Origin of the sequence: Deinococcus radiotolerans (assembly GCF_014647435.1) — a bacterium.
Taxonomy (GTDB): domain Bacteria; phylum Deinococcota; class Deinococci; order Deinococcales; family Deinococcaceae; genus Deinococcus; species Deinococcus radiotolerans.
The window spans coordinates 17,124-30,650 of sequence record NZ_BMPE01000021.1 but is presented as its reverse complement, the minus strand read 5'-3'; the positions used below and the strand labels follow the sequence as shown (position 1 = coordinate 30,650).

Here is a 13,527-nt window from a genome sequence, read left to right as displayed (position 1 = left end):
CCGGCGGCTTACATCGTGTACGGGGCGGGGTCCTGGCGGCTGACGTACTCCGCGCCGCTCTCGTGCGGGTAGCGGTGCAGGTCGTTGGTGATCAGCTGCTGCACCTGCGTGGCCTGCGCGTACGCGCTGCCCAGGAAGTCATCCCAGGTGAGGGTGAGCAGCTCGCTGCGGGCGCTGTCACTGATGATCACGTCATCCCGGCTCCCCATGGGCAGGCAGAGGGCGACCACGTGGAAGCCCAGGCCGCTGAGGCCGTCCACGGTCACCAGCAGGGGCAGGTGCGTGGTGGGCGCGCCGCCCTCGCCGCCGGGTGGGATGGCGGCGCGCAGGCGACCCCAGAAGTCCGGCGGGACGGGCGTGCCCGTGATGGCGTCCGCGTAGTACGTGCGGATCATGCCGCCCTCGTCGTGGATGCGGGCCAGCCAGCGGTTCTCGCTGATGTCCTCGACGTGCGCCAGCCACCCGTGATCCTGTGTGATGGCGTGCAGGGCGTGGTACAGGCAGCCGTACAGGTGCGCCTGCCGCTGATGCATCAGCGCGGTCATGGTTCCACCACGACGGTGAACGGGCCGCGCACACTGCTGACGTACTCCTCGGCAGCGAATCCAGCCGCCTGGAGGCGTCGGCCTGCGGGGAGGTCCCGCGTGACCCACAGGGCGCCGAGTGCCACCTCACAGCCGCTGCCAATGGCATTCCAGCCGCACACCTCCTCTGTGATGCTGAAGTCGTCAGCCATACACCAGATGCGCCCGCGCCAGCCGATCAGCAGGGCGAGGTTCCCGTCCTCGCTGTCGTTGGTGATGGCCACGTGCACGTGCTCTTTCAGGAATTCGCGCAGCGCTGCAGGGAACGTGAAGCGCATGTACGCGTCGTCGCTCTGCCCCTCAGGCACGAGCGGGAACTCGAAACCGTACCGGAAGGCCAGGATTGAGCGAACGTTACCCGCCCCGCCCAGCACCTTGTCACCGGCCTGCCACACCTTCTCGCGGGTGTCGCGGCCCTTCACGTGATTGAAGCCAGTGAACGTGTCGCCCAGCATGTGCACCTTCCCATCCTCGATCACTGCTGCAATGAGCGTCATCCCATCACCTCCTGAAGTACCTCAATCCGTGCCCACACCACGCCTTCTCGCTCCACGGCAGACGCTCGTCGCCCGGGCCTTCGACGTCGATGCCTGCGATGGTCCACGTGCCGTCCACGGGTCGCACGGTGCCCTCGTACCGGCTGTGCGCGCGGGGTTCCCGGACGCCCCGTATGCGGATGAATTCCTTGTGCGTGGCTTCCCCGACGATCCCGGCGGCCGTGCAGCCCTTGCGGGCGGCGTCGGTGACCAGCATCTGCGCGGCCAGCCGGGCGTACGGGCTGATCAGTCCAGCACTGGCGCGGCTGAGAACCTCGACCGCCCGGTCGCGGACGATGGGGGCGCGGACGAACGCCAGTTGCTCCGCGAACGCCAGCAGCTCCGGCGGGTGCGGAGCAGCGGGCCGCAGGTCCCGCTGCTGGACGCGCGCGGCGTCGTCAGCGGCGGTGAACACGCCGAGGCGCACCACGCGGTCGATCTCCGCGAGCAGGGACGCCGTGGCGCCGTGCTGCCAAAGGTCCGTGAACAGGGCGTCCAGATCCCGGGCGACCTGCCGCTGCTGGCCGTCCAGCGTGTCGGGCAGGTCATCCCAGGGGCTCACGCGCCCCCGCCCTCGCCTCCACCGCCCTTGGCGAGGCGGTCAAGCGCGGCCTGCTTATCGTTCTCCGGGGTGCCTCCTGTGCCCTTGCCCTCCTCGATCCGCCCGGCTTCCTTCGCGGCGTCCGTGACGCCGGGTGTGGCTTCCAGCAGGCTGACGAGGGTGAGGGCGCCGGATTCCCACATCTGGAGCTTCACCCGCAGCTCTTCGAGGTTCACGGCGTCCACGTCCAGGTACATCTTGGGTTGGAACGTGACGTCGCGGTACTCGGCCGTTTTCCCCAGGATCTGCGCGGCGAGCATCAGGGCGGCGCGCAGGGCCCAGGCGATGAACGCCCCGGTGTCCTGCGCGGCGAACGCGACACGCCGGTCGTACGGTTTGCGGCTGACGCGCTTGCTCTCGCCCGAGACCTGCACTTCGGGGCTGAGCGTGTACGCTTGGTCGAACACCTCCAGAATCCGCCGTTTCCACGCGTCCTCGCTGGGAATGTGGTACTCGGCGGGGTTGAGGGGTTCAACCACCTTGATGTCCGGGGTGTGCCGGTCGGGTTCATCCGATCCCAGGCCCTGCGTGCCGCTCTTGGGCTTTTTCAGCCCGCGAATGTTCAGCGCCACGCCGGGACCCATGGGGAACGCGACGGGTTGCCCCTTCGTGTTCTTGGGCTGCTCGGCGTTCGTGACGATCAGCTGCCGGTACCCGGTCTGGTCGTCGTTGCGGCCGTGGTACGTGACGACCACGGTGAGGCGGTCCTGGCTGTGCTTCGCGGTCTTCGTGATGGCCGTGCCACCGTCCCGGTCGGCGTGCCACATGAGGTACTCGGCCCGCCGCGCCCGCTGCGGCTGCGCCGGGTCGTGGAAGGGACTGTCGGCTGGGATGTCTTCGAGCGGTTCGAGTTCCCCGTTTCGCAGCTGGAACTTGTGCACGTGCGTGGGCGTGTGCACCTCCACCACGCGCCGGTCCTCGCTGCGGCCCTCGACCTCCTGGTCGTAGGCGTACCAGTAGCCGAGGGTGCGGCCGTGCCGGTCCTGCACGGGGCCACCTTCGCGCGGATCGACGGCCTGCACGTGGATCAGGTCGAGCGCCTCGGCCAGCGTGCGCGGGCGGCCTGCGCTGGTGGGCAGCAGGCGGTCCTGGTACTCGTCGGGAATGTACACGCGGCCCACCATGCGCCCCGCCCAGAAGCGCGAGCGGGCGGCGTCCTTGGCGGCGTCCGTGAGTCCGGCTTCCCGATGCCAGTCGGTGCCGGCGGTGACGATCTCGTGCTTCTCTTCAAGCTTCTCGGCGCCCTTGGTGGCGTCCCATTCGGGGTCCTTGGCGAACTGGTCACTGACCTCGCGGTTCATGGCCGGGCCGATCTGGTCATTCACGACCAGCATGGTCAGGAACTCGTCTTCAGCGCCATCAGCGGGTTTGCGGCCCTTCCAGCGTTCCCCGGCGGGGCCCAGCTGGTCATCGTGCGCGTAGGCGTGCAGCTCATCGAGGTCCGCGCTGAGCGGGCTGTTGAGGCTGCGGGTGAGGGCGCGCTGGGTGGGCAGGTCCAGCAGGTCACTGCGGACGGTGCTGGCGAGTTGCACGCTGATCTGGATGCTGCTGGCGACGGGCACCTGCACCTGGGCGGTTGGTCTGGGCATGGTTCACCTCCTTAGGCGACGTTGCTGGTGACGACGCTGCCGTCTTCGTCGTCGTCGTGATCTGGCTGGTACCGGCCGCTGAGGTACAGGTAGAGCCACGCGTCAGCGTCCGAGAGGTCGTAGGGCGTGTGCTCCGGCAGGCGCTTCAGGGCGCCGAAGAGCACCTCGTGGGTGCCTTCCGCTTCCACGAACTCGCCGCGCTCACGTCCGCCCAGCGCGATCTGCCAGCGTTCCCGCTTGCCGCCCGTGCCGTTGCTGGCCTTGACCTGCACCATGCGGGGCATGCGCGTGGTGCGCGTGAACTGCGGTTCGTCCGGGTCTTCCACGAGGGCGCGCCACACGGCGCGGTACGTGGTGATCCACGTGTCGCCGCCCTGGTTGGTTTCCAGGATGATCGTGCTGGCCTGAACGGCGAGCGCCTGCCGGAACGCGCGTTTCAGGTTGTTCGGTACGCTGTCGCGCCCTTCCCACGAGTACAAGCCCACGATCTGACCGTTGGGTAGCAGGCCGCCGCTGCGGACGCCGTTGCTGTCGCTGTCGTTGGTGTTCGTCACCGCCGGGTCGCAGACGACCACGGTGTCGAGGAACGCGCTGAGCGGCGGGCGCGGGATGGCCTTGAGCTTGAAGCCCTTGTACAGGTTCCCCTGGAGGCGGCCCACTTCGTTCTGCTTTTCCTCGATGAACTGCGTGGGCCCCATCTGGTTCAGCTCGGCTTCCAGCATGTCCAGCGGGCGCGCTTCCGGCCAGCTGCTCTCCCCGGCGGTGATGCGGTACACGGGTTTGCCGTGTTCGTTCACGCCGCTCTGCTCGTATTCCAGGTCGTACACGGCCGGGTAGGGGCCGCTGACGAACCGGTCAAGCAGGAAGTCCGCCGGGTGATCCGGGCAGAGATCCGCGAGCCGGGTGAACACGCCGTGCGGGTTGATGATGTTCTGCAGCCCGAGAATCACGCGGTTCGGAGCGCCAGCGGGCACGATGTCGCTGGTGATGCGCCGGATCTTCTTCTCCGTGGTGCGCAGCGTGTCTTCCTTCCCGTCGATGTCGTCGAGGATGATCACGTCCGGGCGGCTGCCTTCGAGCAGCAGGCCGCGAATGCTGACGTCCAGTCCGGCGGCGTCCACGATGGTCCCGGACGCCGTGCGGATGCGGTCCCGCTTCCAGCCTTTGCTGTGGCCGAACTTGTTCACCTGGCGCTGGCTGAGCAGCGGGTAGTGCCGCTCCACTTCCGGGGATTCCAGCACCGCGGCGATGTTCTGCACGGCGTCGTTCGCCTGATCCTGCGTTTCCTTCACGTACAGGATGTACTTGAAGCCCCGGGCGGCCAGGGCGATCACGGCGCGTTCGGCGTTCGTGGTCTTCGAGAAGCCGCGGGGCCAGATGTAGAACTCTGTGGCGCTTCGCTCTGGGCGCATGTCCCAGATGCGCTCCCAGAATTCCTCGTGGAAGTGCGCGAGGGGCCGGGTGTACGTGCCGGGGAACAGGGTCCGCAGCCAGTCGAGGTAGTGGCTGGGGACGGGCAGGCCCAGGCCGAGGTTAGTGGAGAGTCCCTCTGCCGCCTGCCTCAGCCCCCTGGACTGTGCCGGTAGTGGGGTCGATTCGGACGGCATTCCAGCGCCGTTCAATAACTGCGAGAAGCGCGGTGCGCGCAGTGTCATCGATTCCCACCTCCTTCGCGGCGTACACGACTTCCATCCCCATGCGTTCCAGGGTGGCGTCCAGCAGGGTGAGGCTGATCAGCCCTTCCCGCTGCCGTTTCTCGATGCGTTCGACGATGCCGGTCACGCGGTCGATCAGGCTGATGAACGCACTCTGGTCCGGCAGTTGCCTGGGCTTGCGCTCGAACGACTCCGGGATGGGCGGCGGGGGCGGGCCCTCTTCCGGCTCCATGCCCATCCGCTCGGCATCTTCCACGTACTTCGCCAGGCGCTGACGCCACAGATCCACGGCTTCGAGGTACCCGGTCGTGTGGCTGGCATGCCACGCGATGAGCGCCTCGGTCACCTCACTGTGCCGCTCGATCCCGTCACTGAGCAGCGCGCGGGCGAGCAGCAGATCCGGCATGAGGTTCAGCGGGTCCGGGTCCGCCCGCTGCGCGTCGATGGCCGCGCGCAGGCTCGGGCTGGCGTTCGTCATCTGGTAGCGGGTACTGGCCTTCTGCCCCACCCCGCCGTGGTTCTTGCACTTGCCCTCGCCAGGATGGTCGGTGCCCCAGCCGGCAGGGTGCCCGCAGGCTTTGCCCGCGCGGTTGGTACCCGTGCACTTGGGGAGTGCGGCGCGTTCGGCGCGGGTGGTGCCCTGCTTCCGGGGCGTGCGCTTCGGTGCATCCTTCATGGGGTTGCTCCCGGTGTGCATCCACCATGGGGATGCCCGGTGTGGGTGATGTGGGGCATGCGGGCACCTCCAGGGGGCGTAGGGCGGGGACGCCGTGCACTCGGCGCGGTGTGGGCGTGGGGCGGGGGCGTGGGAACGCTCAGGAATGCGAAAAGCCGCCCGTGGGCGGCCTGTAGGTACACTTCTGAACTCTGACGTTATTCTGCCCTGGTTTTCCTTGACTTTGCAAGCGGACTTGCGAGGGTGCCCTGCGTGAAGAGCATGTCGAGCAGGGCATCGAAGCCCCGGTACGTGTGGGTGTACTTGCTGTCGAGGAGGTCGGGGCACAGGTCTCCGCGTGCGGGGCGGCGCACGTAGTATTCACGCACGGCCTGCTGGTGGTCGGGGGTGAGGGCGGCGAGCGCGGCGCGGTAGGCGTGGGTGGTGATCAGGGCGTCGATGTCGAGGATGACGCCGCTGATGTCGAGCGTGGCGCGGTAGGTGAGGCCGCCGGTGATGCGGGCGCGGGGCGTGTCGCTGGCGGGACCGGTGGGGGTGCTGAGGTTGAGGGACTGCCAGCCGTCCGCATGCGCGATGTACAGCATGCGGGCGAGGTGTTGCACGGCGTGCCGGTGGAGGGCGCGGGCGTGCTGGCTGCGGCGGGGCGGGCGGGCTGGGGGGTCAATGGGGGGCAGGGTGCCGTTCCCGGGTTCGGGGCTGCTGATGATGTGGCGGGCGCGGCTGGGGGCGGGCACGGTGTACGCCTGGGGTTGGGTGGCGGCGGCGGACTGGATGCGGGTCAGGGCTTCCCGGCGCAGCTGCATGGGCGTGGTGAGTTGCACGTGCTCGCGGAGGCGGCCCAGGTCGCGGTCCACGCGGCGCTTGCTGCGGATGACGCGCGTGAGGTCCCGGATCTGCTGGCGCAGGGCGGCGTACACCTGCGCGGCCTCCGGGCTCTCGTGGCGGTGGGGACGGGCAACCCAGGCGCGGCGGATGAGGTGGCGGCGCACGTGGGGGCGGGGCAGGCTGGCGGTGACCTTGGCCGTGACGCGGCACACTTCGCGGGCGGCGTGGCGGTCTCCCGTGCGGCGGGTGTCCCACGCGAGCTGGATGAGGTGGCGGCGGGCGGCGCGCAGGGCTCGGAGGCTGGGCCGAGCGCGGGTGGCGATGAGCTGGGCGCGGGTCACGGCGTCCGCGCCCGTGGGCAGCAGTTCGGGGGCGCCCCAGTGCCGGGCGAGGTCCCGGGTGAGGGGGTCGCAGCCCGTGGGCTGAGCCTTGAGCTGCAGGGATTCCCGGAGGGCAGCCTGCTGGGCGGCGCGCAGGTGGATGGCGTGGGCGCGGCGCAGGGCGTCCAGCGCCAGGTGCACGGGTTGCAGATCCGCGCGGAGCTGGGCGCGGCGGGGCTCGCCGGTCAGGTCCGGGTGGGCGCGGCGCAGGGCGCGGCGGTGGCGGGTGGCCAGGGCGAGCAGCTGGCGGCGCGCGGCGGCGTACACGGGGGGCAGCGGGGCGGGCCCGGCGCGCCGGACGATGCTGGCGGCCCGCTGGGCGAGGTCGCTGGTGTCAGGGGTAGCGGCAGTGTCGCTCAAGGGCAGCTCCGGGCGGGGCAGGGGGCGCAGGGTGGCGGTCACTGGTCACGCTTCCCAAACAGGGTCTCGAACGCGTCGAAGTACCGATCCTTGCGTGTCAGAGTCGTCAGGGTCCATTCGATCTGTGCGTCGTTCAGGACGTCCACGAGCGCGTGGAGGTCCGCGCGGCGCTGCTTAGCGGCCTCCCGTTGGTCGTGCTCGGCATTCATGCGCTGAGCGAGGGCGGTGGCTTCCTGCTGCGGGTCGATCAGGTCGCGGGGGTTGAAGATAGCCACGGCCGGGACCTGACCCTGCGTGATGGCGCTGTCTTCGACGGCGAACACGCCTTCATGGAAGGCCACAACCTGGAAGCGGGGCGCGCCGGTCACTGGGCACCCCGGGCGCGGGCGGCGGCTTCCAGGCGGGCGAGGGTGTGGAGCACCGCGCGGATCTGGTGCTCGCGGCGCACGCGGGGCTGCACGGCCTGGAGGGCGCGGGTGACGTGGCTGGCGCGGGGAGCGGGCATCAGTACCCCCGTCCTGCGGGGTCCCCGGTGTACGGCGTAAGCGTTATGGGCCCGATGCGCTGCACCTTCCGGGGGAAGTACTGGGTGGCCATGGCGATCATCTCCTCGGCGGTGTGCAGGCCGGGCGTCATGAATGCGGCTTTGCAGCCGCCCCGCCGGTCGTCGCTGTAGTCGCAGACGGCCAGGACCGTCCAGCCATTCGGGGTGTGCACGCAGTGGCCGTGGCCCTGGGCGCCGTAGCTGTTGGTGTAGCAGCCGTCGATGCTGTTCACGCCCATCTCGGCTTTGAGAGCGTCGTAGGAGTATTCGCGGCCCGTGAGGCTGTAGAGGTTGTGTCCGGGGCGGCCGTTCGTGCCGAAGAAGTAGAAGCGGGTCGTGTCCGTCATGTTCATCGGGTCTCCAGTGGTGTCAGGCCCAGCTCGGGCAGGTAGTGGGGTTCGTTGTCTGCTATGGGCACGAGGCCGAGGGTGGCGCGGGCGTGGCGGGCGGCGGCGCGCTGGGCGTCCGCGAGGGGGTACCCGGCGGTGAGGTGCGCGCGGATGACGCTGCGGCGGGCAGCGCGGGCACTCTGCCGGAGCGCGCGGCGGGCTTCACGGGCCGGGCGGACGCGACTCACCAGCGCACCGTGTCGTGGGGTTCGCACCCCGTTTCCTGCTGGGTGGGCACGTAGGTGGTGACCGTGTACCCCAGGGCTTCCAGGCGGCGCCGGGCGTCCGGGCTGAGGCGGGGCTGCACCTGAATGCTGGTCTGCCCGCGTTCCAGCGCGTTCGAGATGCGGGTGCGCAGGCGCATGACCTCGCCCTCAGTGCGCAGGGCGCGGCGGTTCTCGGACAGGATGCGGGCCTGGGCGGCGGTGGGCAGGTCACTCATCGGCGGTTCCTCCGGGTGCGGCGGCTGCGGCGGGCGCGGCGGGCGATGTGCTTCAGGCGGGGAATCACCAGCTCCCGCTCGTACCGGTCGTCATTTGGGTTGCGCACTAGGACTTCGGTGAACCCCTGGGCGGCGAGCTGCTGGAAGAGGTGGTTGATCTTCAGGCTCTCCTGCACGCAGTCGCCGCGGTCCTCGTACCCGCCGTGCTGCACCATGCGGTCGAGCGTGGCGAGGCTCTGGGCGTCGAACGTCATGAGCACCGTCTGGGCGCGGCTCACTGGTCTCCCCTCCCCTGCTGGGCGAGCCACTCGCTGAGCACGTCGCGCAGCTGGCGGATCTGCTCATGGGTGTAATCGTCGAGCGTGGTGTTCCCCGCGCCCGTGCCGCTGATGAGGATGCGGGTGCGGGTGCCGGCGCGGCGGACGGTGAGGGTGCCGCCGTGGGCGCCCGTGAGGGTCAGGTCTCGCATGTCAGTTCCTCCTGTGCGGCGCGCAGCGCCTGGTCGAGGGTGTAGGCCACGGTCACGCGGTACCCGCTCTCGCGCAGGCGGGCGTGGCAGTCGAGCTGCGCCTGACTGGGCTTTTTCCCCGGTTGCTTCAGTTCCAGGTAGAACGTGCGGCGCGGCGCGCGGTAGACCTGCAAATCGGGCCAGCCTTTCCCGTACCAGACCTCGCCACCGCGCTCGCTGCCCTTGAGGCTCTCCTGCACGTGCCACCCGAACGCGGCCAGCTCTTTGACGACGGCGGCCTGGAACTCTGCTTCGACGCTGTACCCGTTGCTCTGGCTGGCGGGCAGGTAGTTGGCGTCCGGGTCGCGGCTGGGGCTGGCGTCGGGGAGGCCCAGCTCGCGGCGGGTCTGGGCGCGGCGGTCGGGGTCGCGGATCTTGCCCAGGTACACCTCAGCGTCGGCCACGCTGCTGAATGGCCCGTATCTCATGCCCATTCCTCTTTTCTAGAGTTCTGGCATTCTTCCATTCGTGAAATCATGCACTCTGGACTTCTGGCACTCTGGAATGTCAGAGTGTGGGCATGAAAGTCATCAGCGTGATCGGCCTGAAAGGCGGCAGCGGTAAGACGAGCACGGCGGTCCCCCTGGCAGCGGAGGCTGCGCGGCGCGGGCCCACGGCGCTGCTGGACCTGGACCCGACGCCCAGCGCCTCCCAGTGGGTGGACGCCGCCGAGATGACGGGCGAGCACCTGGTCACGGAGCGCCTCGACCCCCGCGACCTGAACAGCACGCTGCGGCAGGTGCGGCGCAGCGGGGCCGTGGACTTCGTGGTGATCGACACGCCGCCCGTGGCCCGCGACGTGTGTATGCAGGCGGCGGGGGTCGCGGACCTCGTGGTGCTGCCCGTCCACATCGGCAGCGGGGATCTGGCGCAGGTCGTGCAGACCCTGGACCTCATGGAGCTCCCCCGGAAGGGGAACGCGGGGCTGCCCATCGTGATCGTGCTGAACCACGCGGGCACCATGCCCGCCTTGACGCGGGACACGCGCGAGGCCATCGAGGGGGACGCGACGGCGCAGGAGTTCGGGGTGCGGGTGGCAGAGACCACGATCCCCTACCTGAAGCTGTACGCGGCGGCCAAGGGCGCGAAGTACAACCCGGTGAAGATGTGGCACTTCGGGAAGCTGTGGAACGAACTGGAGGCGATGCTGTGAACAACCTGCGGAAGATGATGGAGAAGGGGAAGGAAACGGCGCGCGCGGAGCGCCAGGGCGACGCCAGCCCCCTGCGGGCACCCCGGCAGGAAGCCCAGCGGGAGAAGTTCGGCACCCGCGCGCTGCCCGAGTTGCAGGGCATGCTGCGCCGCGACGCCCTGGAATTGCAGGAGCAGCGGGGGCGGCGCTGCTCGGTCGAGGAGCTGCTGGAAGTGCTGCTGATGGAGTACCGGGATGACGCGGAGCTGCGGGAGCGGGTGCACGCCCAGCTGCGCTCCTAGACTCCAGAGTTCTAGAACTCCTGAACTCTGGCATTACAGGCACCTGCGCTTACGGGCGTAGGTGCTTCCTCTTGCCAGGGCCCGGTGCACGTGCGCGGCCCGCACGCGAGCCTCCCGCACGGCGCACGGGTACAGCTCACGCAGGAGGCCGGTGAGGTAGGGGAGAGGTTCAGGCGGGGCGGCTGGCATACTTCAAGCCTGCCGGACTCACCTTTTTCTCATGTCACACATTTTTCAGGGGGGGTGTCTGTGGGACCAGGCTACACACAGGAGTTCCACACGCTTACAGTGCCCCCATGGCCAAACAGGACTTCGAGACCAGACGCCAACGCCTCGCCAAAGGTGCGTGCCCCATACACGGCATTGGCCTGAGCCAGAGCGGGAGCTTCTACACGAAGGCTGACGGTACGCAGTTCGCCATCTTCTCCTGCCCCCGGCACGACTGTGGCATCACGGTGCGCGGGAACCCCAGCACCAACTTCTGGGAGGCCACGCCCGAGACGGCCGCGCTCGTGGGCGAAGCGCCGGACACAGCAGCAACGTACCGGTACCACGACCTGCAAGGGGCCTTCGGAGCTATCGATAATCACCTGGCCGTCCGCGCCTTTGCGTATTCGAGTGAGACTGGTCAGAGTCCGCAGGCGTTAATTGAGGCAGCGCTGACTGCGTACCTGGACGCCCGCGGACGATAAGGGGTCTGTGCTGGCCGCTGCCGCGCATCTCAGCGCGGACAGCGGCTCACGTCTTGCGGCCCCGGCGACTGCGCCGTTTGCGCTGGGCATCCAGGTACGCGGCGTGCAGGGCTCCCCAGCGGGTGGGAGCGCGCTGCTCATCACTCCCGCCCAGCCCATCGCTCCGGCCGCAGCGGGCGCGGTACAGCAGCTCGCCGTCCGTCCGGCTGACCTTGTACCCCCAGCCCCGCGCGTCCAGCCAGTCCATGAACGGTTCCAGCTCGGTTGGCAGTCGGGTCGTCATGCCTCACCTCCGGCTTGCCCACCAGACATCCGCACGGATGCCGATCTCCTGGGCCACGGCCCGCACGTCTGCCCGTAGGGTCGCCAACAACTCCACCGCCCGCTCCAGGCGCTCCACGATCTCCGGGGTCATCACGTCAGTTGCTCCCTGAGGGACGCTCTGCATGCGGAGTTCGAGCAGTCTGGTTTCGGTGATGCCGAGCGGCAGCAGCGTGTTCAGCACGGCGTTGTACCGCGCCTGGAGTTGCAGGGCGGGGAGATCCTCGGCGGGTGTCACGCGGGCCGCGGGACCGCTCGTGGAGTGCCCGGCGTTATTGCTCGCCCAGCCGAGCCGGAAACGTTGGCCTAGCACCATGACGTGCTGGGTCGTCACCCGTTCCACGGGGGCGTGCTGGGGCGTGAGCGTGGCATATGCCTGGTCTCGGGTGGCCACCGCGTAGTGCGTCACGGTCACGGTGTCGCCGACCTGCAGGCTGGCCAGCCACTCGCTGCGGTCACCCGACATGATCGAAGTCCCGCATGAGTTCCATCGCGTTCACGGTGCGGCCGTCGCTGAGATGGTACAGGGTGGCCTTCCCGGTCTTGGTGGGCTTGTCGCTGGTGCGCTGGATGGTGAGCACGGCGCCACCGTCGCGGGCTTGCCAGCGGGCGCCCTGCCCATAGCGGTCAGTGCTGGCCACGTCCTGCACCTGCTCAGTCGGCTTGAAGCCGTTCAGGCTGCTGCCGTTCGGGGTGACGGTGGCCACCGCGGGGCGGGCGCTGCCGCTGGCGGCCGTGCGGGGTGCAGCCACCGCGCCGATCAGGCGGTCGAGGCCGCGCACGGCGAGCGTGAGCATGTTGCCCTGCGTGGCGCGCGCCTCACCCTGGGCGGTGTCGCGCACCAGGTCCAGCTCGGCGAGCGTCAGGCGCAACCACTGCGTGCGCGGGATGCTGCCCGTGCGGGTGTACTCCTGGAGGTACCCGCCCAGATTCTTCCCGAACAGGGTCAGCAGGGCGCGGTACTCGGCGCTCTCAGGACGGGCAGGAACCCGCGTGCTGAGCTCCGGGGTGGGTATGGGGCGCAGGGCGTCCACGCTGGGGGCCGCAGGGCTGCCCTGATCGCCGGACGGGCCGCCCGCCGCCCCCGGAACCTCTGCCGTGTCCGTGGCCTGACCGTCCTGGCGTCCGGGGTGGCTGGTCTCCATGATTTCAGAGAGCGTGTGACCATTGGCCGCGTCAGCGGCCCCGCCGTCAGGCGGCAACACCGCCACGCTGGCGGCGGGACTGATCTGGCCACCTGCCGTTTCTCGCGCAGCGACCCCCGAGGAGGAGCGGGCAGCTGAGCTGGGCTGGGCGTTCGCCTCGTGCGCATCTCCTCCTGGGAAGGATTCCTGGGAAAGATCCCTGGGAGAGATCCCTGTGGTATTGCTCATCCCATTTGTCCGGATGGAAGCGCCGTTTTGTCCGCTTCCATTCTCCGTTTTGTCCGCTTCGATACTGACAATTGTCCGAATGGGAGGGGAATCCATGTCCACATCGTCTGAGCCGTCCTTTACGGGCCCGGTGACTCCATCCGCCTCACTCGGGTCGAGGTCCGGCGTGGGCCGGGTGCCTGTCCACGCGTCCACGGCAGCCTGTACCGCCGCGCGGTTGAACAGCCACTGCTTTTTCTTGTCCCACTTCTTCGTGGGGTTGTCCCGGACGCTCAGGAATCCGTCTTCGACCAGTTCGGCCATCTTGCGGCGGACCGTCTTCACTTCCGCCACGCCCAGCAGTTCAGCGGCCCACTGTTCGCCGCTCATGAACACCCACAGGCCCTCATCGGCGTCCGGGGTCTCGCCGCCGTCCCGGGCGACCTTGTTGCGGTGCCGCGCCTGCTCGCGCTCTTTCAGTTTGTACTTGTACCAGCGTTCGTTGGCGTTCAGCAGCAGCGCCTTCACTACGTCGTCTCGACTGATCCCCAGGTAGGACTCGCGCAGGGCGAGGGTACGACTGCCCGCAGGCTGGGTGATGATGACCAGATCCTCAGTGCTCATGAACGAACTCCCACG

21 protein-coding genes are annotated in these 13,527 nt (G+C 69.1%); 3 read left to right on the top strand and 18 right to left on the bottom strand.

Annotation, left to right across the window (positions count from 1 at the left end; all coding sequences use genetic code 11):
- Positions 1-8: 8 nt before the first annotated feature.
- The 15 genes from IEY63_RS19115 to IEY63_RS19045 all read right to left on the bottom strand — a co-directional run bounded on the left by IEY63_RS19115 (position 9) and on the right by IEY63_RS19045 (position 9,517).
- Positions 9-545 carry a hypothetical protein gene (locus IEY63_RS19115; protein ID WP_189070595.1) on the bottom strand — a complete coding sequence of 179 codons (537 nt, stop codon included), beginning with the start codon at positions 543-545 and terminating at the stop codon, positions 9-11.
- Positions 542-1,081, bottom strand: a complete 540-nt coding sequence (locus tag IEY63_RS19110; RefSeq protein ID WP_189070594.1) for a hypothetical protein — start codon at positions 1,079-1,081, stop codon at positions 542-544. Before IEY63_RS19110 ends, IEY63_RS19115 begins: the two co-directional genes overlap by 4 nt.
- A gap of 4 nt (positions 1,082-1,085) precedes the next feature.
- Entirely contained in the window at positions 1,086-1,682 is a 597-nt protein-coding gene (locus tag IEY63_RS19105) for a hypothetical protein (protein ID WP_189070593.1), read from the bottom strand.
- On the bottom strand, positions 1,679-3,310 hold the full coding sequence (locus IEY63_RS19100; protein WP_189070592.1) for a hypothetical protein: 1,632 nt from the start codon (positions 3,308-3,310) through the stop codon (positions 1,679-1,681). The genes IEY63_RS19105 and IEY63_RS19100 overlap by 4 nt, the downstream gene beginning before the upstream one ends.
- Positions 3,311-3,321: 11 nt before the next feature.
- On the bottom strand, positions 3,322-4,917 hold the full coding sequence (locus IEY63_RS19095; protein ID WP_189070591.1) for a hypothetical protein: 1,596 nt from the start codon (positions 4,915-4,917) through the stop codon (positions 3,322-3,324).
- A complete protein-coding gene (locus IEY63_RS19090; protein WP_189070590.1) occupies positions 4,844-5,641 on the bottom strand; it encodes a hypothetical protein in 798 nt (265 codons plus the stop codon). The genes IEY63_RS19095 and IEY63_RS19090 overlap by 74 nt, the downstream gene beginning before the upstream one ends.
- Before the next feature lie 197 nt (positions 5,642-5,838).
- Entirely contained in the window at positions 5,839-7,206 is a 1,368-nt protein-coding gene (locus IEY63_RS19085; protein WP_189070589.1) for a hypothetical protein, read from the bottom strand.
- A gap of 38 nt (positions 7,207-7,244) precedes the next feature.
- On the bottom strand, positions 7,245-7,574 hold the full coding sequence (locus IEY63_RS19080) for a hypothetical protein (RefSeq protein WP_189070588.1): 330 nt from the start codon (positions 7,572-7,574) through the stop codon (positions 7,245-7,247).
- Complete coding sequence (locus IEY63_RS19075) at positions 7,571-7,711, bottom strand: hypothetical protein (RefSeq protein ID WP_189070587.1); 141 nt, start codon at positions 7,709-7,711, stop codon at positions 7,571-7,573. Before IEY63_RS19075 ends, IEY63_RS19080 begins: the two co-directional genes overlap by 4 nt.
- Complete coding sequence (locus IEY63_RS19070; RefSeq protein WP_189070586.1) at positions 7,711-8,097, bottom strand: hypothetical protein; 387 nt, start codon at positions 8,095-8,097, stop codon at positions 7,711-7,713. Before IEY63_RS19070 ends, IEY63_RS19075 begins: the two co-directional genes overlap by 1 nt.
- 2 nt (positions 8,098-8,099) lie before the next feature.
- Positions 8,100-8,327 carry a hypothetical protein gene (locus IEY63_RS19065; RefSeq protein WP_189070585.1) on the bottom strand — a complete coding sequence of 76 codons (228 nt, stop codon included), beginning with the start codon at positions 8,325-8,327 and terminating at the stop codon, positions 8,100-8,102.
- Positions 8,324-8,581 carry a hypothetical protein gene (locus IEY63_RS19060; protein ID WP_189070584.1) on the bottom strand — a complete coding sequence of 86 codons (258 nt, stop codon included), beginning with the start codon at positions 8,579-8,581 and terminating at the stop codon, positions 8,324-8,326. Before IEY63_RS19060 ends, IEY63_RS19065 begins: the two co-directional genes overlap by 4 nt.
- Positions 8,578-8,859 carry a hypothetical protein gene (locus tag IEY63_RS19055; protein WP_189070583.1) on the bottom strand — a complete coding sequence of 94 codons (282 nt, stop codon included), beginning with the start codon at positions 8,857-8,859 and terminating at the stop codon, positions 8,578-8,580. Before IEY63_RS19055 ends, IEY63_RS19060 begins: the two co-directional genes overlap by 4 nt.
- Positions 8,856-9,050, bottom strand: coding sequence for a hypothetical protein (locus IEY63_RS19050; protein ID WP_189070582.1), 195 nt, complete (start codon positions 9,048-9,050; stop codon positions 8,856-8,858). The genes IEY63_RS19055 and IEY63_RS19050 overlap by 4 nt, the downstream gene beginning before the upstream one ends.
- Positions 9,038-9,517, bottom strand: a complete 480-nt coding sequence (locus IEY63_RS19045; protein WP_189070581.1) for a VRR-NUC domain-containing protein — start codon at positions 9,515-9,517, stop codon at positions 9,038-9,040. The genes IEY63_RS19050 and IEY63_RS19045 overlap by 13 nt, the downstream gene beginning before the upstream one ends.
- A gap of 92 nt (positions 9,518-9,609) precedes the next feature.
- Here IEY63_RS19045 and IEY63_RS19040 point away from each other — a divergent pair, with 92 nt between their 5' ends.
- From IEY63_RS19040 to IEY63_RS19030, 3 genes are all read left to right on the top strand, one after another.
- Positions 9,610-10,242, top strand: coding sequence for an AAA family ATPase (locus tag IEY63_RS19040; protein ID WP_189070580.1), 633 nt, complete (start codon positions 9,610-9,612; stop codon positions 10,240-10,242).
- Positions 10,239-10,523, top strand: a complete 285-nt coding sequence (locus tag IEY63_RS19035; protein ID WP_189070579.1) for a hypothetical protein — start codon at positions 10,239-10,241, stop codon at positions 10,521-10,523. The genes IEY63_RS19040 and IEY63_RS19035 overlap by 4 nt, the downstream gene beginning before the upstream one ends.
- 296 nt (positions 10,524-10,819) lie before the next feature.
- Positions 10,820-11,215: a hypothetical protein gene (locus IEY63_RS19030; protein WP_189070578.1), complete on the top strand. Its 396-nt coding sequence runs from the start codon at positions 10,820-10,822 to the stop codon at positions 11,213-11,215.
- Between the two features lie 46 nt (positions 11,216-11,261).
- On the opposite strand, the gene IEY63_RS19025 is transcribed toward IEY63_RS19030, so the two are convergent.
- From IEY63_RS19025 to IEY63_RS19015, 3 genes are read right to left on the bottom strand one after another with little or no spacing between them, the layout of a single operon-like run.
- On the bottom strand, positions 11,262-11,498 hold the full coding sequence (locus tag IEY63_RS19025; protein WP_189070577.1) for a hypothetical protein: 237 nt from the start codon (positions 11,496-11,498) through the stop codon (positions 11,262-11,264).
- Positions 11,499-11,501: 3 nt separating this feature from the next.
- Positions 11,502-12,002 (bottom strand): hypothetical protein, encoded by a 501-nt coding sequence (locus IEY63_RS19020; RefSeq protein WP_189070576.1) that lies wholly within the window; start codon positions 12,000-12,002, stop codon positions 11,502-11,504.
- The gene (locus IEY63_RS19015; RefSeq protein WP_189070575.1) at positions 11,992-13,512 is read right to left on the bottom strand and encodes a hypothetical protein; all 1,521 of its coding nucleotides are present in this window, start codon (positions 13,510-13,512) and stop codon (positions 11,992-11,994) included. Before IEY63_RS19015 ends, IEY63_RS19020 begins: the two co-directional genes overlap by 11 nt.
- Between the last annotated feature and the right edge of the window lie 15 nt (positions 13,513-13,527).